The 20269-nt window shown below is 66.4% G+C and carries 19 protein-coding genes; 12 read left to right on the forward strand and 7 right to left on the reverse strand.

What is annotated here, in order from left to right; translation table 11 throughout:
* Window positions 1-112: 112 nt before the first annotated feature.
* The 3 genes from PV761_RS12815 to PV761_RS12825 all read left to right on the forward strand — a co-directional run bounded on the left by PV761_RS12815 (window position 113) and on the right by PV761_RS12825 (window position 2485).
* Window positions 113-790 carry a 3-oxoacid CoA-transferase subunit A gene (locus PV761_RS12815; protein WP_347897240.1) on the forward strand — a complete coding sequence of 226 codons (678 nt, stop codon included), beginning with the start codon at window positions 113-115 and terminating at the stop codon, window positions 788-790.
* Window position 791: 1 nt separating this feature from the next.
* A complete protein-coding gene (locus tag PV761_RS12820) occupies window positions 792-1475 on the forward strand; it encodes a 3-oxoacid CoA-transferase subunit B (RefSeq protein WP_028271423.1) in 684 nt (227 codons plus the stop codon).
* Window positions 1476-1660: 185 nt separating this feature from the next.
* Entirely contained in the window at window positions 1661-2485 is an 825-nt protein-coding gene (locus tag PV761_RS12825) for an IclR family transcriptional regulator C-terminal domain-containing protein (RefSeq protein WP_028271424.1), read from the forward strand.
* Window positions 2486-2506: 21 nt separating this feature from the next.
* Here the strand turns inward: PV761_RS12825 and PV761_RS12830 are convergent, their stop codons facing one another.
* Window positions 2507-2989, reverse strand: a complete 483-nt coding sequence (locus PV761_RS12830) for a pyridoxamine 5'-phosphate oxidase family protein (RefSeq protein ID WP_347897243.1) — start codon at window positions 2987-2989, stop codon at window positions 2507-2509.
* A 109-nt stretch (window positions 2990-3098) separates the two neighbouring features.
* Between PV761_RS12830 and PV761_RS12835 the strand changes: the two genes are divergently transcribed.
* Entirely contained in the window at window positions 3099-4022 is a 924-nt protein-coding gene (locus PV761_RS12835) for a diacylglycerol kinase family protein (RefSeq protein WP_028271426.1), read from the forward strand.
* A 100-nt stretch (window positions 4023-4122) separates the two neighbouring features.
* On the opposite strand, the gene PV761_RS12840 is transcribed toward PV761_RS12835, so the two are convergent.
* The 6 genes from PV761_RS12840 to PV761_RS12865 form a co-directional block, all read right to left on the reverse strand.
* Window positions 4123-4851, reverse strand: a complete 729-nt coding sequence (locus PV761_RS12840; RefSeq protein WP_347897246.1) for an aspartate/glutamate racemase family protein — start codon at window positions 4849-4851, stop codon at window positions 4123-4125.
* An 8-nt stretch (window positions 4852-4859) separates the two neighbouring features.
* A complete protein-coding gene (locus PV761_RS12845; RefSeq protein WP_347897248.1) occupies window positions 4860-6314 on the reverse strand; it encodes an amidohydrolase family protein in 1455 nt (484 codons plus the stop codon).
* Between the two features lie 10 nt (window positions 6315-6324).
* On the reverse strand, window positions 6325-7125 hold the full coding sequence (locus PV761_RS12850) for an aspartate/glutamate racemase family protein (protein WP_347897250.1): 801 nt from the start codon (window positions 7123-7125) through the stop codon (window positions 6325-6327).
* Entirely contained in the window at window positions 7122-7805 is a 684-nt protein-coding gene (locus PV761_RS12855; RefSeq protein WP_347897252.1) for a GntR family transcriptional regulator, read from the reverse strand. Before PV761_RS12855 ends, PV761_RS12850 begins: the two co-directional genes overlap by 4 nt.
* Window positions 7806-7910: 105 nt before the next feature.
* On the reverse strand, window positions 7911-9257 hold the full coding sequence (locus PV761_RS12860; protein ID WP_347897254.1) for an MFS transporter: 1347 nt from the start codon (window positions 9255-9257) through the stop codon (window positions 7911-7913).
* A 264-nt stretch (window positions 9258-9521) separates the two neighbouring features.
* Complete coding sequence (locus PV761_RS12865) at window positions 9522-10361, reverse strand: ACT domain-containing protein (RefSeq protein ID WP_347897256.1); 840 nt, start codon at window positions 10359-10361, stop codon at window positions 9522-9524.
* Window positions 10362-10787: 426 nt separating this feature from the next.
* Between PV761_RS12865 and PV761_RS12870 the strand changes: the two genes are divergently transcribed.
* Genes PV761_RS12870 through PV761_RS12905 form a run of 8 tightly spaced genes read left to right on the forward strand, consistent with a single transcriptional unit; the run spans window position 10788 to window position 20215 of the window.
* The gene (locus PV761_RS12870) at window positions 10788-12401 is read left to right on the forward strand and encodes a sugar transferase (protein WP_347897258.1); all 1614 of its coding nucleotides are present in this window, start codon (window positions 10788-10790) and stop codon (window positions 12399-12401) included.
* Window positions 12402-12416: 15 nt separating this feature from the next.
* A complete protein-coding gene (locus PV761_RS12875; RefSeq protein ID WP_347897260.1) occupies window positions 12417-13529 on the forward strand; it encodes a Gfo/Idh/MocA family oxidoreductase in 1113 nt (370 codons plus the stop codon).
* Window positions 13526-14521, forward strand: coding sequence for an NAD-dependent epimerase/dehydratase family protein (locus PV761_RS12880; RefSeq protein WP_347897262.1), 996 nt, complete (start codon window positions 13526-13528; stop codon window positions 14519-14521). Before PV761_RS12875 ends, PV761_RS12880 begins: the two co-directional genes overlap by 4 nt.
* The gene (locus PV761_RS12885) at window positions 14518-15693 is read left to right on the forward strand and encodes a DegT/DnrJ/EryC1/StrS family aminotransferase (RefSeq protein ID WP_347897265.1); all 1176 of its coding nucleotides are present in this window, start codon (window positions 14518-14520) and stop codon (window positions 15691-15693) included. Before PV761_RS12880 ends, PV761_RS12885 begins: the two co-directional genes overlap by 4 nt.
* Window positions 15686-16354, forward strand: coding sequence for a NeuD/PglB/VioB family sugar acetyltransferase (locus PV761_RS12890; RefSeq protein ID WP_347897267.1), 669 nt, complete (start codon window positions 15686-15688; stop codon window positions 16352-16354). Before PV761_RS12885 ends, PV761_RS12890 begins: the two co-directional genes overlap by 8 nt.
* Window positions 16351-17484: a DegT/DnrJ/EryC1/StrS family aminotransferase gene (locus PV761_RS12895; RefSeq protein ID WP_347897269.1), complete on the forward strand. Its 1134-nt coding sequence runs from the start codon at window positions 16351-16353 to the stop codon at window positions 17482-17484. The genes PV761_RS12890 and PV761_RS12895 overlap by 4 nt, the downstream gene beginning before the upstream one ends.
* Window positions 17481-18947 (forward strand): oligosaccharide flippase family protein, encoded by a 1467-nt coding sequence (locus tag PV761_RS12900; RefSeq protein WP_347897271.1) that lies wholly within the window; start codon window positions 17481-17483, stop codon window positions 18945-18947. Before PV761_RS12895 ends, PV761_RS12900 begins: the two co-directional genes overlap by 4 nt.
* Entirely contained in the window at window positions 18944-20215 is a 1272-nt protein-coding gene (locus PV761_RS12905) for a glycosyltransferase (protein ID WP_347897273.1), read from the forward strand. Before PV761_RS12900 ends, PV761_RS12905 begins: the two co-directional genes overlap by 4 nt.
* The last annotated feature ends 54 nt before the right edge of the window (window positions 20216-20269 follow it).

Raw genomic sequence — 20269 nt, forward strand, 5'->3', positions numbered from 1 at the left:
GGTCCCTGCAGGCCTCCGGTGAACGCTGGGGCGTCGCCGCGATCTGCATCGGCGTCGGCCAAGGCCTCGCCGTCGTCCTCGAAAACGTAACTTCCGGAGTTAAGGGCCAACCATGCTGAATTTCATTGACACCGTCGTCGAGGCAGTCGCCGGCATCAAGGACGGTTCCACCGTGATGATCGGCGGCTTTGGCAACGCCGGCCAGCCGTTCGAACTGATCGACGCGCTGCTGGACAGCGGCGCCACGGACCTGACCGTGGTGAACAACAACGCCGGCCAGGGCGACCAGGGCCTGGCCCTGCTGATCAAGGAAGGCCGGGTGAAGAAGATGATCTGCTCCTTCCCGCGGCAGTCCGACTCCTGGCACTTCGACGCCAAATACAAGGCCGGCGAGATCGAACTCGAACTGGTCCCGCAGGGCAACCTGGCCGAGCGCATCCGGGCAGCCGGCGCAGGAATCGGCGGCTTCTTCACCCCCACCGGCTACGGCACCATGCTGGCCGAGGGCAAGGAAACCCGCATCCTGGACGGCCGCGGCCAGGTCTTCGAGACCCCCATCCACGCCGACGTCGCCCTGATCAAGGCGCTCAAGGCCGACGGCGTCGGGAACCTCGTGTACCGCAAGACGGCACGGAACTTCGGCCCGATCATGGCCGCTGCGGCCAAGCACACCATCGTCCAGGTCTCCGAGATCGTCCCGACCGGCGGACTCGACCCGGAAAACGTCGTGACACCCGGCATCTACGTCAACAGCATTGTCCGTGTTAGTAATTCAGTGAAGGTGGCCTGAGATGAGCATCCAGACAGCATCCATCCAGACATCCGACGCGCCCCTGGGCCGCGACGACCTTGCCCGCCTGGTGGCCCGCGACATCAAGCCCGGTTCGTTCGTGAACCTGGGCATCGGCCAGCCCACCCTGGTGTCCAACTACCTCGAACCGGAGCAGAACATCACGCTCCACACCGAGAACGGCATGCTCGGCATGGGCCCGGTGGCTGAAGGGGACCAGATCGACGGCGACCTCATCAACGCCGGGAAGATCCCCGTCACCGAGCTCCCGGGGGCGTCCTACTTCCACCACGCCGACTCCTTCGCGATCATGCGCGGCGGGCACCTGGACATCTGCGTCCTCGGCGCGTTCCAGGTCTCGGCCACCGGTGACCTCGCCAACTGGCACACCGGCGCACCGGACGCCATCCCCGCCGTGGGCGGCGCGATGGACCTGGCCACCGGCGCCAAGGACGTCTTTGTGATGATGACGCTCCTGACCCGCGACGGCGCGTCCAAGATCGTGGAGGCCTGCACCTACCCGCTCACCGGCGTGGGCTGCGTGACCCGCGTGTACACGGACAAGGCCGTCTTCCTGACCGGTCCGGACGGCGTTCAGGTCCGCGAGACGTTCGGCTGCACCCTTGAGGAACTCCAGGCCCTGGTGCCCGTCCCCCTCACAGCAGCCCCCGCCGTCGAACGCTAACCGCGCCCAGCGCGAACGGACACCTAAGGCCCAAACGCCGGCGCGAACTGGCAGCAGATGCCCTCAAATCCCCGATCTGAGGGCATTATCTGCCCGTTCGCGCTCAAGGGCGGGGCCGGAACTGCCCGTTCGCGCTCAAGGGCTGTGGGGGACCGGCGCCGCGCAGGCTAATAGGATTGGTAACCATGACCGACGCAGCAGCAGAGACCGCGCCCAGGCCTTCATCTGCGCCCCAGGCCAGTGACCAGTACGTGCAGTCCCTCGCCCGCGGGCTGGCCGTGATCCGCGCCTTTGATACCGACCACCCGGTGATGACCCTCACCGAAGTCGCTGCCCGGACCGACCTGACCCGCGCCACCGCCCGCCGCTTCCTGCACACGCTCGTGGAGCTGGGCTACGTCCGCACGGACGGGAAGACCTTTGCCCTCACGGCGCAGGTGCTGCAGCTCGGCTACGCCTACCTGTCCGGCCTGTCGCTGCCGCAGCTCGCGCAGCCGCACCTCGAGGAACTGTCGCTGCGGCTGGGAGAGTCGACGTCGGCCGCCGTGCTGGACGGGAAGGACATCGCCTACATCGCGCGGGTCACCACCCGCCGGATCATGAACATCGGCATCACCGTGGGGACCCGCTTCCCGGCCTACGCCACGTCAATGGGCCGGGTGCTGCTCGCCGCGCTCCCCCCGGCGGCACTGGAGAAGTACCTTGCCGAGGCCGAGATCAAGCCGCTGACTCCCCGCGCCATCGGGACCAAAAAAGACCTCGTGGCAGCGCTGGACACGGTCCGCGCGCAGGGCTGGTGCCTGCTGGACCAGGAACTCGAACTTGGCCTGATGTCCATCGCGGCCCCGGTCTACCACGGCCCCACCAAGGTGGTGGCAGCCATCAACGTGTCGCTCCAGGCCCAGTCGGTGGCCACCAAACCGGACCCCAAGGCCTACCTGGAAATGGTCCAAAAGGAAACGGTGGAGACGGCACGGCTGATATCCGCGGACCTCTCAGCCAAGCACTAGCAGGCTCACTTGGCGGGCGCTTTACTGCTGGTGCCCGGCCTGCTGCTGGTGCCCGGGCAGGGTGACCGGTTCCACGGGCGGCCACCATTTGGTGGGCGGGCCGATGACAAACCGGCGCCCGCTCAGTTCACTGGGCGTGATGCGGACCAGGATGTCCTTGGCACCCTCCTGCCACGGCGACGGCGTCTCGGCGGGGGCGTCCTCACCGGGCTGCACGGCCTCGGCGACTCCCTTCACCACAACGCTCCAAGCAATGGTCCCGTAGATGTTCAGCCCGTCCGCTTCAAGAACCACCGGCTCTCCGGCGAGGACGGCGTCCAGCTTGGTTCCGTGACCTGTCCGGAAAAGCACCGTACCCTCGTCCGGCAGGTAGTTGACCGGAAAGATCTCCGGCTTCGCATCGCTGATGACCGCCAGCCTTCCCACGGACGCGGAACGAAGGTGCTGCCAGCATTCATGAACGGTGAGATCTTTTGTTTCCGGCCCCGGCCCAGACGTGTTCATGTTGCTGAGCCTAGGTGCCCGGTCCGCGTTGCGGCAGGGTAGCAAGTCCCGGATTTCAGTTACGCTTCACTTTGGGAGAACCCCCGACCATTTGCCTGTGAAGGATGCCATGACCCAGGAAAACAAACGCGCCGCCATCATCATCAATCCCGCCAAGCCGGTGGACTTTGATGTCCGGGGCCTGATGGCCAAACACTGCGCAGACGCCGGCTGGGATGAACCCCTGTGGATCGAAACCACCAAGGAGGACCCGGGCGTCGGGCAGGCGAAGGAAGCGCTTGAGCGGGGCGCCGACGTCGTTATTGCTGCCGGCGGCGACGGCACCGTGCGGTGCGTGGCTGAGGTCCTTTCGGGCACGGACACCCCGATGGGGCTGCTGCCGCTGGGCACCGGCAATCTGCTGGCGCGCAACCTCGGGATGGACGTCACCGACATCGAAGGCGCGATGGCGGGTGCCCTGACGGGCGAGGACCGCAAGATCGACGTTGTCCAGGCAGTCCGGAGCGATCCGGAGAAGGAGCAGCTCTTCCTGGTGATGGCGGGCATGGGCTATGACGCCACCATCATGGCGGACACCAACGAGGACCTGAAGGACAAAGTGGGCTGGCTGGCCTACGTGGATGCGGGGATCCGGAACCTTCCGGGGAAACCGGTCAAGGCAAACATCGTCATCGACGGAAAGTCGGTGGCACACCGCCGGGTCCGCAGCGTCATGGTGGGGAACTGCGGCAAGGTCCAGGGCGGCCTGGAAATCTTCCCCGACGCGAAGGTGGACGACGGCCTGCTGGACGTGGTGGTCCTGGCGCCCCGGGGCAAGCTCGGCTGGTTCTCCGTTGTGGCCGGCATGATCGGCAAGGGCAAAGGCCGTGACACGTCCGTGGAGTTCTTCCAGGGAAAAACTGTCGAAATCACGTTTGAACATGCAGACGACTACCAGCTCGACGGCGATCACGAGGGCGACACCAAGTACGTCAACATGACCATGCTTCCCGGTGCGCTGACCGTCCGGATGAACGCGCCGGCCGACGCCTAGCCGGAGGCGCACAACAGACACAAAAAGGTTCGACGGCGGCCCGCTCCCAGTGGGCGGGCCGCCGTCGGTTCTTGCCTGGGCTGCTTTCTGGCGGACTGAATCAGTCCGCCAGCAGCCTGCCCCACCTCGGTGCGAGCAAGGGGGACCCGGCAAGTTTGAGGCAGTGCCACAGCGTCACGGCTACGGAGTCCAGCACCGGAACGCCGGTTTCTGCCTCCACTTCCGCGGCGATGTTGGCGCCGTACAGGTTGGTGCAGAGGTAGATCAGGGCATCCGGGCGGGCTGCGGCCAGCTCCAGCGACCCGGGCCGCATCTCATCGTCCGTGACCCGGGCGAACGACTCGTTGTCGCTCAGCCCCAGGGCCCGGTGGCCGATGGTCTTGATGCCGTCCGCCTCGTAGGAGGCCATGATCGCGCGGTTGACGTCCTCCGTGTACGGCGTAAAGAGGCCTATCCGCTCCGTGCCGAAGGACCCGAACGCGGCCAGGTAGGCGAGCGTGGACGTGGTGGCCGGGATGCCCGTCGCGTCCATGATTTCCCCGACCAGTTCGCGGTCGTGGTCCGCGCCGAGCCAGGAACCGGACGTGCCGTTCCAGGCGATGACATCAACGTCTGCCGTTGCCAGCAGCTCGGCGGCGGCGCGCATCACAGCCGGATCAAACTGCTTGTCCGAGGAGTCATCCAGGGCGATCCGGGTAACGGGGATCCGGGTGAAGTGGATGGTGACGTCGTCCCGGCCGCCCAGGATCCGGTAGCTCTGCGGCTCCAGGCAGGTGTTGGAGGACGGCACGATCATGCCGATGCGGGTCTTGCGTGCTGCGGATGGCATGGTTGCTCCTACTTTGCTGCGGAGAGGGTTGCGGGAGTGGCGGCGGCCGAGTCCGCGGCGGCACCCGCGCCGGACGAGAGGTGCTCGCGGAAGCCGTTGCGGGCCACGAAACGCCCCACGGCGCCTGGATCGTGGAAGCCGTCAGCGTCGAGAACCACCCGTCCGGCGGACACCACGACGGCGGGCCAGCCGGTGAGCCTGCGGCCGTCGAACGGCGAGAAATCAGTGCCCATGTGCAGCGCACCGCCGTCGACCGTCCGTTGTTCGGCGGGGTCGAAGACCACCAGGTCAGCGTCGAAGCCCTCGGCGACGGTCCCCTTGCCGGGGACCGCGTTGATGCGTGCCGGGCCTGCGGAGAAAACTTCCACGAAGGCCTCCACCGAGCTGCCGGCTGAAGCCATGGCTGTGAAGGTGACGGGCATCCGGGTTTCCACCCCCGGAAGGCCGTGCGGCATGGCGCGGACGTCGTCCGTACGCTCACGCTTCTGCGACAGGTCATAGCAGGAATGGTCCGAGGAGACGGTGTGGATGGCGCCGTCGGCGAGCCGTTCCTTGAGCGCGGCGACGGTTTCGGGGCTGCGCATGGGCGGGCAGCAGGCGTACCACTCCGGGAATGCGGACCCGTAGACGGTGTCATCGAGCGTCAGGTAGTGCGGGCACGTCTCGGAGTAGGCCTCCTGGCCGCGATCACGGGCCTCGGTGACCAGGTCGACGGCGCCCGGGGTTGACTGGTGAACGAAGTACACGGGGGCTTTGGTGTACTCGGCCATTGCCAGGGTTTCCTTGACCGAGACTTCCTCGGCCAGCTCAGGGCGGGTCCGGTGCAGGTGCTCGATGCCGATCCGGCCGTCGTCGGCGTGCTGCTGCGTGCAGTCGCTGATGATGGGGTCGTGTTCGGCGTGGATGTAAGTCAGGCCGTCCAGCCGGACCATCTCGCGCATGACCTTCAGGATGGTGTCCCCGTCCGCCATGGTGGTGCCGCGGTTGGTGGTGTACATCTTCACCGAGCGGACACCTTCGGCTGCCAGCTGCTCCAGCTGCCAGGGCACGGTCTCATCCCAGCTGACAACGGCACCGTGCAGGGCGACGTCGCAGCGGGATTCCAACGCCAGTTCCTTCTTGTGGAGCACGGCCGCCAGCGGGGTTTCCTGGGCGTCGCGGGGAATGCCGAAGTCAATGATTGTGGTGGTGCCGCCCCAGAGTGCTGCCGTGGAGGTGGTGCGGTAGTCGTCCAGGGTCCGGAAGCGTCCGGTTACCTGGGCCACGTGGCAATGGCCGTCCACGCCGCCGGGAACCACCAGCCGGCCGGTGGCGTCGATGGTCCGGGCAGCGGCGGGGACGGGTTCGGTCGCGTCGATGAGTTGGTCGATGCGGCCGTCGCGGACCACCACGTGGGCGTTCCTGCGGCCGAAGCTGTTGACCACGGTGCCGTGGGCGATGACGAGGTCTGGAGTGCGGGACATCATTGTCCTCCTAGTTCGTTGAAGCGGCGTTTGTTGCCGCGGTGTGTGCCGACTGTGCGGCGGCCAGGGCGGCGTCGAGGTTTTCGGAGAGGCCCTTGCGGGCCTTGAGCGGTGGCGGCGCGAAGGCGCCGGCGCGGTGCGGTCCGGACTGAAGTCCGACGACGGCCTCCGCCATGCGGATGCCGGCGGAGATGCCGTCCACCACCGGAACCGGGATCTGCCCGCGGAGTTCGCGGGCCAGCCCGGCGAGGGGCGCGCCGGCGAGGATGACGACGTCGGCCCCGTCCTCGGTGACGGCCTGGCGGCTGAGCGCCAGCAGCGTTTCCTTGAAGTCCTGCTGTACGGAACCGATGCCGTTAAGGCTTTCGTTGATGGAGCGGATGGAAGCCAGCCGGCCGCCCAGGCCGAAGCGCTCCACGCAGTCGCGGTACCAGGGCCGGATCCGGTCCGAGATGGCAATGATGGAAAAGCGGTGGCCCTGCAGGGCGGCGGCGCACAGCGCGGCCTCGGTGATGCCGATGACGGGGACGTCCGTGAGTTCCTTCAGTGCGGGCATGCCCGGGTCGCCGAAGGCCGCGACAACGACGCCGTCGATGGGTGCGCCGTCCACCTCTCCGGCGTATTCGGCGATGATCTCTGCCACGGCGCCGGCGGCGATCAGGGACTCAAAGCGGGTTTCGATGTATTCGACGCCGTGCCCGGCGGTGCGGACCACCAGCTCTGTGCCCGGTGAGGCGGAGCGCAGGGCTTCCGATTCGATCAGCGCCGTGACGTCGTCGCTGATGTTGGGGTTGATGACTAGGAGCTTCATTTTTTCTTCCGGTGAAGGGCGGGTTCTGTTTTCTGGAAGTCGTCGGGGAACTGTTCGCGGTATTTGCCGATGTGCGACGCCGACTGGGCGGCGGCGCGGTCCGGATCGCCGCTGGCGATGGCGCCGTACAGGTCCCGGTGTTCCTGGATCAGTTCGGGCAGGTCGCTGACGTGCCGGAACAGCCAGTGCATGCGGCCCTGCAGGGGTTCGAGGGCTGACTTGAGGAAGCCGTTGTCCGCGATCCTGGTGATGGCGTCGTGGAATTCACTGTTGGCCCGGTGTGCCTCCATGACGGCGCCTTTGGCGAGGCAGCGTTGGGCCTCGTCCAGCAGTCCGTCAAGGTGCCGCAAGTCCTCCGGTGTTGCGCGGATGGCGGCCAGGCGGCAGGCTAGCACCTCCAGTGACTGGCGGACATCGAAGAGGTCCTCGACGTCCTTGGGGCTGAGCGAACTGACTTCGGCGCCGCGGGCTCCCCGGTCGCTGAGGAGGCCTTCCTGGCGCAGCATCCGCAGCGCCTCCCGGACAGGGAGCCTGGAGACGTTGAACTCGGCGGCGAGGTCGCGTTCCACCAGCCGGGTGCCGGGAGCGTAATGCCCTTCGAAGATCCGGGTGCGGAGCGTGTCCCGGACCGTCTCGCGGAGGGGGCGTTCCTTGTCCTGGGTTTCTTCTGCGGCAAGCATGGTGCTCCGTTCGGGTTTTCGTGACGGGTGGTGCGCTCCCGGCGCCGGGAGAGGTGCTGCGGTGCCTAGCTTAGGGCTGCGTGCCCAGGGTCGTGTGCCGACCGCTTAGACAGGGAGCCGCTTGTTGTAGTCCAGCATCAGGACGGACACGCCCATGATGATGGCGGATCCCACGAAGTACAGCAGTGCCCACGTGTAGGAGCCGGTGGCGCCCACGATCAGGCCGACGGCAATGGGAGTGACGAAGCCGGAGATGTTTCCGCTGAAGTTCATCGCGCCGCCCAGCACACCGGCGTTGGTCCGGCCGCCCAGGATGGACGGGATGCTCCAGAAGAGGCCCACCCAGCGGAGGAAGAACATGACCACTGAGAGGAGTACGACGGCGGTGGTCGGGTCCGCCACGACGGTCACCCCGATGAGGCCGCCCACCACTACGACGCTGGAGATTCCCAGCAGGGTGCGCATGACGCGGTTGGCCGAGGCGCCGGCTGCCCGCCATTTGTCGGCGAGGGTGCCGCCGAGGATCTCGCCGACGAAGCCGGCTCCGAAGATCACGAAGGTGGACCAGCCGATGGTCTTCAGGTCGAAGCCCTTTGCCTGGGCAAGGTAGAGCGGGCCCCAGGTCAGCAGGCCGTAGAACACGCCGTTGAAGCCCAGCCAGCCGAAGCACATGGCCCAGAAGGAGCGGAACTTCAGGTAGGGGAGCAGGGCGCGTTTGCCCTTGCTGCCGTCCAGTTCGGCCTCGGCATCCTCTGCTGCATGGGAGGCCTCGATGTATTCGGCCTCGGCTACGTTGACGCCGCGGTGCTGGCGAGGGTTGTCCCGGACATACCACCAGACGGCGAGGCCCATAAGCACGGTGGCGGCACCGGCGATGACGAAGGAACTGCGCCAGCTGCCGGTGGCGGCGATCAATCCGGCGATGAGGATGCCGCCCAGCCCGGCGCCGAGGGGAGCTCCGGCGTCGAGGATGGTGGCGCCGCGGCCGCGTTCCGATTTGTGCATCCAGATGGCATTGAGCTTGCCGCCGGCGGGCATGACCCCTGCTTCGGTGATGCCGATGCCAAGCCGGGCGATGAACATGCTCAGGAAGCCGCCGGCCATGCCTGAGGCGGCCGTTGCGGCGCCCCAGCCGACGCAGGAGGCTGTCATGACCTTGCGCGGGCCGAACTTGTCGATCAGCAGGCCGACAGGGATCTGCATGAGGGCGTAGGTCCAGAAGAAGGCCGAGAGCAGGAGGCCCACCAGCTCAGGGGCGAGGTTGAATTCCTTCTGGATGATGGGGAGCGCCACGGAGATGGAGCCCCGGTCGATGTAGTTGACGGCGACGAGGACGAGGAGCAGCAGGAAGAGTTTCCAGCGGACGTTGGTGCGCCGTTGCACGCCGTCCTTGCCGGTCGGGCCTTCGGGGGACTGGACTGTTGGGTCGGTTTCGGTACTGGGGAGGGACACAGCTTCTCCTTCACGGGGAAGATTGCGGGCAGGGGAAAGACTCTGGTGCTGTGGCTGGCCGGGGCCTGATCGGGCGGCGGCCGTACTGTCCGGGCCTGATCTTGGGTCCGCGATGCGGATGGCCAGAGGTCCGGGAGAGTGGTCACTTTTGGGATCCCGTTTTGGGATCCCAAAATTAAAGATAGAAGTGACCCCTGCCACTGTCAAGGGTTTTTCCGGCAATGCCGGCCGGGCAGCCTATTTACCGATTGTGACTGCGGGCAGCTACCGGCTGTCGCTGTGCGCCAGGATCTCGGCCAGCTCAGCCAGCCGGTGGGCCCGCGCCGATTCGGCGGGCGTAAAGGGCTCACCCGGGCGGTAAAAGGTGATGGGACCGTGCCAGGCCGTCGGGATCTTAAGTACTGTCCCGTCGTCGGCAGCGGCCGGGGTTTCTTCGCGGCCCTCCGCGGTCACGGGTACGATCCTCGCCGAAAGCAGCTCGGCGACTGCCAGTGGAAGCTCATCCGGGTTGCCGGCAATCCGCGCGGCAAGGCTCAGCGCCTTGGTCTGGCCGTCCGCCATGGCAAGGGCCGTGGTGGGCCAGAGGTGGGAGTGCCTCCCGCCGCCGTCGCGCAGTGCCTCGAGAATCTCCCGCTCGCCAAGGTGCCCCGGTGCGGACAGGACGAACTCGTCCATGACGCCGCCTGGCACCGGATGGAGGTGGATGCTGAGGATGTTGGTGTCCAGCCGGGCCAAGGCCTCCGTGATCTTTTGAAGCGACCCTGGCTCGTCGCGCAGCACTGTGCGTGCGCGCCACAGGGCCGGTGCAGTGTTCAGCCGCTTGCGGTGCCGGAGGGCAGGAGCGTGCAGCCAGTTCCTCAGCATCCTGGCCGCGGAAGGCTCAGCCACCCAGATCACCAGGACTGTGGCAGTCAGGGTGAGGACGAGGACTTTGGCCACGTACGGGAGGTGCGTTTCCACCACGGCGGCATGGACAAGGAGCTCAATCGGCAGCATGACGGCGATGTTCGCCAGGGTCAACCGGGTTTTTGTGGGTTCCGGCATCTGTCCGCAAACTTCGCAGCTCAAGTCGGCCGATTCGGGTGACTGTGCCTTGCGCTTCATACTCACATCTTGTCCGGGCCCTGTTTCCGCGGCGTTGCAACCGCGTCACGAACGCCAACATCCTTGAAACGGCGCGGTTTACCGAGTACTTGCTCCGGCCGGAGGAGGGAGGTCCGGCAGGGCCGCCGGACCCTGGACCGCGGCTCGCCCGCAGGTAGGCCCGGGTGTCCCGGGTCATGAGGCGTCACGTAGTTCCCGGCGCCATCACCTAACAAGCCGCTATCCGTCCGAGTAATACCCGTCCATGGCCCCGACGCCATGTGGGCAAAGCCGGGTAGGTGGCCCTCGTGACGGGGACACAGGCCCACGGCTTTTATTGGGGAAGGCATCATCCGGTGCCGCCTACCAATGGTCGGGGGGATAGGCAGTGGCGACGTCGTCTGCTCGCGTATCGCGCTCGTCCTCCATAAATGTGTGGGGGCCGAAATGAGTCAACTGGGCAAGACCAGCCCGTTCGTCATGAAATTCCTCGGGCCCGGGGGAAGTTCCGGGACCGTCACCAGTCCGCCGCGTGGCGCCGTCGGATCCCCCGCCGGTTCCGCTGCCCCCGCCGGATCCGCCGTCGTCGGGCGTTCCCCCGGAAGCCCGGCAGGGCAACCGGCAGAACGCAAGCTTTCCGGCCGCGAATGGGCCCGTTTCCTGGCCCGCTTCCTCCGCATGACCGACTCCCTGGTAGTAGTTCTTTCGGTGCTGATCGGATACGTGATCCGGTTCGACGGCGGCCACTCCTTTGCGGAAAGCCGGGACAACGCTGTGGGTGCGGTGCTGGCCGCAGGCCTCGTGGTGCTATGGACCGGGGCCCTCCATTTCTACCGGACACGGGACCCGAAGGTCCTTGGCGTCGGTTCCAGCGAATACAAACGCGTTGCCGTTGCCACCACCCGGGTCTTTGGCGTGCTGGCAGTGTTCCTGGTGGTGTTTCGGCTGGAGCCCGCCTGGGCCTTCTACGTCGCGTCGTTTCCCCTGGGTGTCCTGGCTCTTGTGGGGAACCGGTGGTTCACCCGCCGCTGGTACAACCGGAAACAGGCCGACGGCCAGTTCCTGGTAAAGGCAGTAGTCATTGGCCAGCCCGAGGATGTCCGCTACGTATTGGGGCGGATCGCCAAGAAGACCGGTGCGGCCTACGAAATCCTGGGGGTGTCCCTCCCGGGAGCCCGGCGGGGGATGACGCTCGACGTCGACGGGCACCGTGTTCCCGTGCTGTCCTCCACCGATGACGTTGTCCGGACAGTGGGAAAGTGCGGAGCCGAGGCCGTTATTGTGGCGGGCCCGGTGCCGGGTGGCAACCAGTACATCCGGGAGCTGGGCTGGCGGCTGGAGGAGCACTCCGCCGAACTCGTGCTCGCGTCCACGCTGACCAACGTGGCCGGGCCGCGGATTCACTGGCGGCCTGTGGAGGGCCTGCCGCTGATGCACGTGGACGTCCCGCAGTACAGCGGCGGCAAGCATGTCCTCAAGCGGCTGCTGGACATCGCGGGCGCCTCGGTGGCCCTGGTCCTCCTGTCGCCGCTGTTCCTGGTCCTTGCGGTCATCGTCAAGCGCAGCGGTCCGGGACCGGTGTTCTTCAAACAGGAGCGCGTCGGCAAGGCCGGCCGGCCGTTCCGGATGATCAAGTTCCGTTCCATGGTGACCGACGCTGAGGCGTCGCTCGCCGCCCTGATGGCACGCAACGAAGGGGCCGGCGTGCTGTTCAAAATGCAGAACGACCCGCGGGTGACCAGCTGCGGGCGCTGGATGCGCCGCTACTCACTTGATGAGCTGCCCCAGTTCTGGAATGTCCTCACCGGCGAAATGAGCCTGGTGGGACCCCGGCCGCCGCTGCAGCGCGAAGTGGAGGCCTACGAACGGCACACCCACCGGCGGCTGCTCATCAAGCCCGGAATCACCGGCCTCTGGCAGGTCAACGGCCGCTCGGACCTGCCTTGGGATGAGGCAGTGCGGCTCGATCTCTACTACGTCGAAAACTGGTCGATCATGGGGGACGTCATCATCATGTGGCGGACCTTCAAAGCAATGTGCATGCCTGCGGGCGCGTATTAAGTGGAGGGGACAGATATGGAATCGTCACAGGAGTCCTACCGCCGGGACCTTGACCTTATGGCATCCGCCGCACCGCTGCGGGCAGCCGTTATCGGAGCCGGCTACTGGGGGCCCAACCTCGCCCGGAATTTCAACGCGAGCCCCGACTGGAAACTGGCCGCGATCGTGGATATGGACCGCGACCGCGCCGTCAAGCTCGCGGCAGCGAACGGCGGCGTTCCGGTCTGCGAGTCCATCGACGAGCTGCTGGATACGGTCGACGTCGATGCGGTGGCCATTGCCACGCCGGCGCACGCCCACCATGGCATCGCCCTGACAGCACTGCGGGCCGGAAAGCACGTGCTGGTGGAAAAGCCCCTGGCCGACAGCAGGGCCAAAGGCGTGGAGATGGTTGAAGAAGCGGAGAACCGCGGGTTGGTCCTGATGGCCGACCATACCTATTGCTACACCCCCGCGGTGCTGAAGATTCGTGAACTGATTGCCGACGGATCCCTGGGCGAGATCCTGTTCATCGACTCGGTGCGGATCAACCTGGGTCTGGTACAGCCCGACGTGGACGTTTTCTGGGACCTTGCTCCGCACGATCTTGCCATCATCGACTTCATCCTGCCGGGCGGCCTCCGTCCGGCGGAAGTGGCGGCCCACGGCGCGGATCCGCTTGGCACCGGGCGGGACTGCGTGGGGCATCTGACGTTTGCCCTGCCGAACGATGCCATGGCGCACGTGCACGTGAACTGGCTCAGCCCCACCAAGATCCGCCAGATGGTGGTGGGCGGCTCGCAACGGACGCTCGTCTGGGATGACCTGAATCCACAGCAACGGCTGAGCGTGTACGACCGCGGCGTCAGTCTGGACCGGAAATACCGTTCACCCGCGGAGAAGAAGGCCTTCGCCATTTCCTACCGGTTGGGCGACACCTGGTCCCCCGCGCTGCCGGAACATGAGGCCCTTGGCCAGATGGTGGCGGAATTTGCCAGCAGCATCTGGCATCACCGGCCGGCGCGGACCAGCGGGGCATCCGGCCTTCGGGTGCTGTCGGTACTGGAAGCGGTAAGCCGCAGCCTCAGCGGCGACGGACAGTCCGTCCCCGTCACGGGCAACGAAACCCAGCTGGAGGGACGGCGATGAGCATGCTGCAGGGCGCACGGGTCCTGGTCACAGGCGGGGCCGGCACCATCGGATCCACTGTTGTCGACCACCTGATCGCCGCAGGAGTTGAGCGGATAACCGTCCTGGACAACCTGGTCCGCGGCCGCCGCGCCAATCTCGACGAGGCAGCTGCCACGGGCAGGATCGAACTCGTCGAAGGGGACCTGCGCGACCGGGACCTGGTCCATGACCTCACCCGCGGCAAAGACATCGTCTTCCATCAGGCGGCCATCCGGATCACGCAGTGCGCGGAGGAGCCGCGGCTGGCCCTCGAAGTGCTGGTTGACGGCACATTCAATGTGTTCGAAGCGGCAGCCGAGCACGGTGTGGGCAAGCTGGTGGCAGCATCCAGCGCATCGGTCTACGGGATGGCAGAGGATTTCCCCACCACCGAGCGCCACCACCACCACAACAACGACACGTTCTACGGCGCCGCGAAGTCCTTCAACGAGGGAATGGCCCGCAGCTTCCGGGCCATGACAGGCCTGGACTATGTCCTGCTGCGTTACTTCAACGTCTACGGACCCCGGATGGACGTCCATGGCCTCTACACGGAGGTGCTGGTCCGCTGGATGGAGCGCATTGCGGACGGGCAGCCGCCGCTGATTTTCGGGGACGGACGGCAGACCATGGATTTCATCCACACCAGGGACGTCGCCCGCGCCAACATCCTGGCTGCCGGTAGCGGAGTCCGCGAGGGCGTCTACAACGTGGCCAGCGGTGAAGAGACCAGCCTGCTGGAACTTGCCCAAGCACTGTTGAGGGCCATGGACTCCGACCTGCAGGTGGAGCACGGCCCGGACCGCGCCATCAACGGTGTTGTCCGACGCCTTGCCGACACCTCCGCTGCCCGGCTGGACCTCGGTTTCGCGGCTGAAACAGGACTTGAGGAGGGGCTCCGGGAACTCGTGGACTGGTGGCGTCCGCTGCGCGGCGAGATTGCCGCCGCCCGGGTGGGAGGCGTGCGGTGACCGTCAGCCAGGATCAGGCCGTGAGCCGGATCAACGTGATGAAGCCTTGGCTTGGCATCGAGGAAGCGGAGGCGGTCGCTGAGGTGATTGCCTCCGGCTGGGTGGCCCAGGGGCCCCGGGTGGCGCAGTTCGAGGAGGCCTTCGCCGCCACGCAGGAGGCGATGTACGCTGTCGCGGTTTCCAACTGCACCACTGCCCTGCACCTGGCGCTGAAGGTGGCGGGCCTCGGTCCGGGCGACGACGTGGTGGTGCCGTCCTTCTCCTTCATTGCCACCGCCAACGCTGCCGGCTATGTGGGAGCGCGGACGGTGTTCTGCGACGTTGACGAGGAAACCGGCAACGTCTCCGCACAGACCGTCGCCGCCGCCCTGACGCCGGCCACAAAAGCTGTGATCGTGGTGGACCAAGGTGGAACGCCGGTGGATCTGGATCCGATCCGGGCGCTGTGCGACCCACTCGGCATCACGGTGGTGGAGGATTCAGCCTGCGGTGCGGGCTCCACGTACCAGGGCCGTCCCGTCGGAGCCGGCGCCGATTTAGCGGCGTGGTCCTTCCACCCGCGCAAGATCCTGACCACTGGTGAGGGCGGCATGTTGACCACCCGGAACGCCGAGTGGGCAGGCCGTGCGCGAAGGCTGCGTGAACATGCCATGAGCGTCTCGGCCAAGGACCGCCATGCCGCCCTCCTGGCCCCGGCGGAGGAGTACCTGGAAGCCGGATTCAACTTCCGGATGACTGACATGCAGGCCGCGGTGGGACTGGTCCAGCTGGGCCGGCTGGCCGAGGCTGTAGCCCGGCGCCGCGAAATAGTGGCCGGGTACCAGTCCGGCCTGGCAAGCGTTGAGGGTTTGCGGCTGGTCCGCGACCCCGCCTACGGCACAAGCAATTTCCAGTCCTTCTGGGTGGAGGTTTTGCCTTCTTTCCCCCTGAACCGCGAGGAACTCCTGGAGCGCATGGCACGCGACGGGATCTCCGCCCGCCGCGGAATCATGGCCGCGCACCGGCAGCCTGCCTACGCGGGCCGGGACACCGGAGACGCCGACTTGTCCGTCACCGAACGCCTGACGGACAACACCCTGATCCTGCCCGTGTACCACCAGCTGACGCCGGGCGAGCAGTCCCGGGTGCTGCGGTCCATCCGGCTGGCAAGCGGGGAGGGAAACCGTGGCTGACCTGATTCTCATCGCAGCCAGCGGGCTCGCCCGCGAAGTCCTCGCCACCGTGCGCGACAGCGGCCAGTTCGATGTTGTGGGCATCCTCGACGACGACCCGGGCAGGGCGGGCACCACGATGGACGGCTCGCACATCCTGGGACCGGTCAGCGACGCGCTCAACTACCCGGACGCGAAGGTGGTGGTCTGCGTCGGAGCAGGCGGCGGGCGGGCCGGGATAGTGGAAAGGCTGGCCGGGCTCGGGTTCCCCGACCGGCGGTACGCCACAGTGGTTGACGCCTCGGTCCGGCTGCCGGAGGGATGCCGGATCGGCCACGGCAACATCCTGCTGGGCCATGTCACCCTGACGGCCGACGTCACCATCGGAAACCACGTGGTGGTGATGCCCGGAGTGACCCTCACCCATGACGATGTGGTGGAGGATTTTGCCACGTTTGCGGCCGGCGTTTCGCTCGGCGGAGGCGTCCGGGTGGGACGGGCCGCGTATCTCGGCATGAACTCCTGCGTGCGGGAGCGGACGGCCGTCGGCGCCGGCTCCACCGTGGGCATGGGGGCCGCCGTCCTGGCCGACGTTCCGGCCGGAGAAACCTGGGTCGGTGTGCCGGCGCGGGCCGCTGAGCGAACTATGCAAATGACTGCTGCTTCAGGAGGCGGACAATGACTATTTCCCCAACTTTCCCCCTGTCCGTTCCCCTTGTTGACCTCGGCGCGCAGCAGAACGAAATAGCTGAGGAAGTAGAGAGCGGCATCAGGCAGGTCTTCTCGCGGACCTCTTTTATCGGAGGCCCGGAGGTTACAGAGTTCGAGCAGGCCTACGCCGGATTCCTCGGCGCCCGGCACTGCGTCGGCGTGGCCAACGGCACTGATGCGTTGGAACTGGGGCTCCGTGCGGCCGGAGTCAGGCCCGGAGGAGAAGTGATCCTGCCAGCCAACACTTTCATTGCCACAGCCGAGGCCATAAGTCGGATCGGAGCGGTACCTGTACCTGTGGACGTGGACCCGGACTACCTCCTCATCGATCCGGCCGGGGTCAGCGAGGCAGTGACCGAGGCGACTCAGGCGATCGTGGCCGTGCACCTATTCGGGCAGACGGCTTTCGTTGAACAGCTAAAGGCTGCTGCCTTCGGATGCGGCGCCGTCATCGTTGAGGACGCCGCACAGGCCCAGGGTGCATCCCGTTACGGGCGCTTCGCGGGCACGCTGGGAAGCGTTGCAGGCACGAGTTTCTATCCTGGCAAGAACCTCGGGGCGGCCGGGGATGCCGGGGCCGTCCTGACGGATGATGACACGATAGCTGCCCGTGTCCGCCTCTTGGGCGCCCACGGAAGTTCCGTCAAGTACGAGCATGACGCGATAGGCATGAACTCCCGTCTGGACACTATCCAGGCCGTAGTGCTCAACTCCAAACTGCGGCGCCTTGCGACTTGGAACGAACGACGGCGGGAGGCCGCCGCCCGCTATTCGGAGATGCTCAGGGACGTCCCCGGCATTGTGCTGCCGCGCACGGCCGAAGGCAACATCGATGTCTGGCACCTCTACGTCATCCGGATCCTGGACCGGGACCGCGTCCTCGCCGCGCTGAACGGGGCAGGGATCGGCGCTGGCATCCACTACCCGGTGCCGATGCACCTCAGCCGCGCGTACCGGCATCTGGGGTTGTGCCGCGGGGCATTCCCCGTCGCTGAAGAAGCCGCGGCAACCATGCTCTCCCTGCCGATTTACCCGCATATCACGGCCCGTCAGCAGGAGTACGTCGTCGACCAATTGCTCGCAGCTTTGGAGCGGCCATGACACATGCACGCACCGGAGCCGGGGCCTCCAACGCCTTCGCGTGGAGCCTGCTGAACACACTGGTGTCCAAGGTGGGCACGCTCGGGATTGGAATTGTCCTGGCGAGGGTGTTGGGCCCGGATTCCTTCGGCACTTTTGCTGTGGCACTGGTGGCACTGATGGCAGTGCTCAGCTTCAATGAACTTGGTGTGTCGCTGGCGATCGTCCGGTGGACCGGCGACCCCGCGAAAATAGTACCCACAGTCAACACCATCTCGGTGGTGGGAAGCGGCATCTTCTGCGCAGGGGCCGCCCTAGCGGCGCCTGCGTTCACGGCGGCCATGGGGGACCCCGGGGCAACCGACGTAGTCCGGGTCCTCATCCTCAGCGTCTTCATCAACGGGGTGGTGGCTTCTCCGGCGGCCCTGCTCCAGCGCGATTTCAGGGAAAAGACCCGGCTGGGAATCGACCAGGTCAACGTCTGGACCGGGGCTATCTTGTCGGTTCTGTTGGCACTTGCGGGCATGGGTGCCATGGCGCTGGCGGTGGGCAGGGTGGCCGGAAGCCTCATTTCCGGTGCTATGTTCCTCGCGGCTTCGCCCATGCCCTATCGTTTCGGGCTGGACCGCCATCAGCTCGGCCCCCTGCTCCGGTTCGGGTTGCCGCTAGCTGGAACCAGCATTATCTTCTTCGCGATTGGCTACGCTGACCAGCTGACGGCCGGAAGCATGCTGGGGCCCGCCGTACTCGCCTTCTACGTCCTTGCGTTCAACCTTTCCAACTGGCCTGTCAGTATCTTGGCCCAACCCCTTCGCAGGGTGGCACCTGCTGCTTTTTCAACACTTCAGCAGGACAAAGCAGCCATGAATTCCGCGCTTGTCTCGGTGGTGGCTGTCCTTGCTGCGGCGACGCTGCCGCCCGTGATGTTTCTAGCCGCAAGTGCGGTACCGCTGGTCGATCTGGTGTATGGCAAGGACTGGCTGCCAGCAGCTGCCGCACTTTCGTGGCTGGTGGTGGCGGCCGTGAGCAGGATCTTCTCGGACCTGGCCTATGACTTCATGGTCGTCCAGGGCAGGTCCGGCACAGTATTTGTCGTTCAGGCCGGCAGCCTCCTGGTGCTGGTGCCCGCACTTGCGGCCGGTGCGGCACTGAATGGACTGCCCGGCCTCGCCCTGGCGCAGGCACTCGTATCGAGCTGTGTCCTATTACCCCTTTGCCTTTGGCAGGTCTCCCGGACCGGCGTTTCGGTGCGCGCACTCTATTCAGTGGTGTGGATACCTGCACTGGCTTCCATCGCCGTAGGCGCGTCATCCCTTGGCCTGGCCGGGCGGCTGCCGGCGCCCTGGCTGGAACTCCCGGTGGGAGCGGGCATCGCAGCCTCCACGGCCGCCGTGTTGCTGTACTGGCGCAGGGACGACGTGAAACTGCTGAGGCAAGTGGGTCGCCGCGAGGCGCACCCGGATGTCGCGGAGTTGGTCCGATGAAAATCCTGGTCTACCCCCACGACCTCGGCATCGGCGGAAGCCAGATCAATGCCATCGAACTAGCCGGAGCTACTCAAAGGATGGGCCACGAGACCATCGTGTTCGGACGGCCCGGCCCGCTCGTGGAAAAAATCCGCGGGCTGGGGCTGGAATTTGTGGCTGCGCCGGCCACAGGCAGGCGGCCATCATTGGGCGCTGCCCGGGCACTCGCCCGCCTTGCTGAACAAAGGCACATCGATATTCTGCACGGCTACGAGTGGCCACCCTCGTTGGAATGCTACATGGCAGCGCGGCGGCTGCCCCATGCGGCTGCGGTTTCCACCGTCATGTCCATGGCAGTGGCGCCGTTCATCCCCAAGCATGTTCCGCTGACGGTCGGCACCCATCAAATCGCGGAAGCTGAAGTCCGTTCGGGACGCTCAGCCGTCAACGTCCTGGAGCCCCCCGTCGATGTTGACGCCAACCGCCCCGGCCTTGACCTTGCCCAGGGAGACTTCCGGAAGGCGTGGGGTGTCTGGGAGGGCGCGTATGTTGTGGCCATCGTGTCCCGCTTGGCCAGGGAGCTCAAGCTCGAGGGCATCCTCAGTGCCATGGACGCGGTGGCTTCCCTCCCCGCCACGATGCGGGTTTGCCTGCTGATTGCCGGCGACGGCCCGGCCCGTGCTGAAGTTGCCGAGCGGGCGGCGCAGGTCAATATCCGGACCGGCCGGCAGACGGTCGTCCTCACCGGCGAACTCGCCGACCCACGGGCAGCCTACGATGTGGCTGACGTTTGTCTCGGCATGGGGGGATCCGCGCTGCGGGCGCTGGCCTTCGGCAAACCGCTGGTCATCCAAGGCGAGGCAGGCTTCTGGGAGTTACTAACGCCGTCCTCACTCGAGACGTTTCTGTGGCAGGGATGGTATGGCGTGGGCAGGGGCCAAGCTGGCAGTGCTGCTGCTCTTAGCCGGATCCTGTTGGAGATCCTGCCAGCTGAGATGCTCCGCGCCGAGCTAGGGGGTTTCGGCAGGCGCGTTGTGGAGCATCGTTACTCGTTGGCGCATGCCGCAGAGGCCCAGTTGGACATATACCGTGCAGCCTTCGATTCGGCGTCCTCTAGCCGACGGGTGTACGTCCGTGAACTCGAAGCCGCCGGCCACTTCCTCCGTTACAAGGGGCGCCGGCTGCAGGCGCGACTTACCCGGCGGGGCACGGCAGATGATTTCAACGCCCGCCCCGTCGCGGCAGGGCCATCGCTGCACGCGCTTTCCGCGGGAGGTGCCATATGAGCGCCGACGGTCTCATTATATGGATGGCCGGCACCAGGCATTCGGGGAGCCGGT

The organism is Arthrobacter sp. CC3, from assembly GCF_039907775.1.
Lineage (GTDB): Bacteria > Actinomycetota > Actinomycetes > Actinomycetales > Micrococcaceae > Arthrobacter.

Bases quoted from the DNA above. Each gene is read 5' to 3' on its own strand.
- PV761_RS12865 (WP_347897256.1), bottom strand. From the start codon at position 10,361: ATGAAGCGCAAGGCACAGTCACCCGAATCGGCCGACTTGAGCTGCGAA.
- PV761_RS12900 (WP_347897271.1), top strand. From the start codon at position 17,481: ATGACACATGCACGCACCGGAGCCGGGGCCTCCAACGCCTTCGCGTGG.
- PV761_RS12855 (WP_347897252.1), bottom strand. From the start codon at position 7,805: ATGCTTGCCGCAGAAGAAACCCAGGACAAGGAACGCCCCCTCCGCGAG.
- PV761_RS12895 (WP_347897269.1), top strand. From the start codon at position 16,351: ATGACTATTTCCCCAACTTTCCCCCTGTCCGTTCCCCTTGTTGACCTC.
- PV761_RS12840 (WP_347897246.1), bottom strand. From the start codon at position 4,851: ATGCCATCCGCAGCACGCAAGACCCGCATCGGCATGATCGTGCCGTCC.
- PV761_RS12815 (WP_347897240.1), top strand. From the start codon at position 113: ATGCTGAATTTCATTGACACCGTCGTCGAGGCAGTCGCCGGCATCAAG.
- PV761_RS12820 (WP_028271423.1), top strand. From the start codon at position 792: ATGAGCATCCAGACAGCATCCATCCAGACATCCGACGCGCCCCTGGGC.
- PV761_RS12880 (WP_347897262.1), top strand. From the start codon at position 13,526: ATGAGCATGCTGCAGGGCGCACGGGTCCTGGTCACAGGCGGGGCCGGC.
- PV761_RS12870 (WP_347897258.1), top strand. From the start codon at position 10,788: ATGAGTCAACTGGGCAAGACCAGCCCGTTCGTCATGAAATTCCTCGGG.
- PV761_RS12845 (WP_347897248.1), bottom strand. From the start codon at position 6,314: ATGTCCCGCACTCCAGACCTCGTCATCGCCCACGGCACCGTGGTCAAC.
- PV761_RS12825 (WP_028271424.1), top strand. From the start codon at position 1,661: ATGACCGACGCAGCAGCAGAGACCGCGCCCAGGCCTTCATCTGCGCCC.
- PV761_RS12830 (WP_347897243.1), bottom strand. From the start codon at position 2,989: ATGAACACGTCTGGGCCGGGGCCGGAAACAAAAGATCTCACCGTTCAT.
- PV761_RS12850 (WP_347897250.1), bottom strand. From the start codon at position 7,125: ATGAAGCTCCTAGTCATCAACCCCAACATCAGCGACGACGTCACGGCG.
- PV761_RS12905 (WP_347897273.1), top strand. From the start codon at position 18,944: ATGAAAATCCTGGTCTACCCCCACGACCTCGGCATCGGCGGAAGCCAG.
- PV761_RS12835 (WP_028271426.1), top strand. From the start codon at position 3,099: ATGACCCAGGAAAACAAACGCGCCGCCATCATCATCAATCCCGCCAAG.
- PV761_RS12875 (WP_347897260.1), top strand. From the start codon at position 12,417: ATGGAATCGTCACAGGAGTCCTACCGCCGGGACCTTGACCTTATGGCA.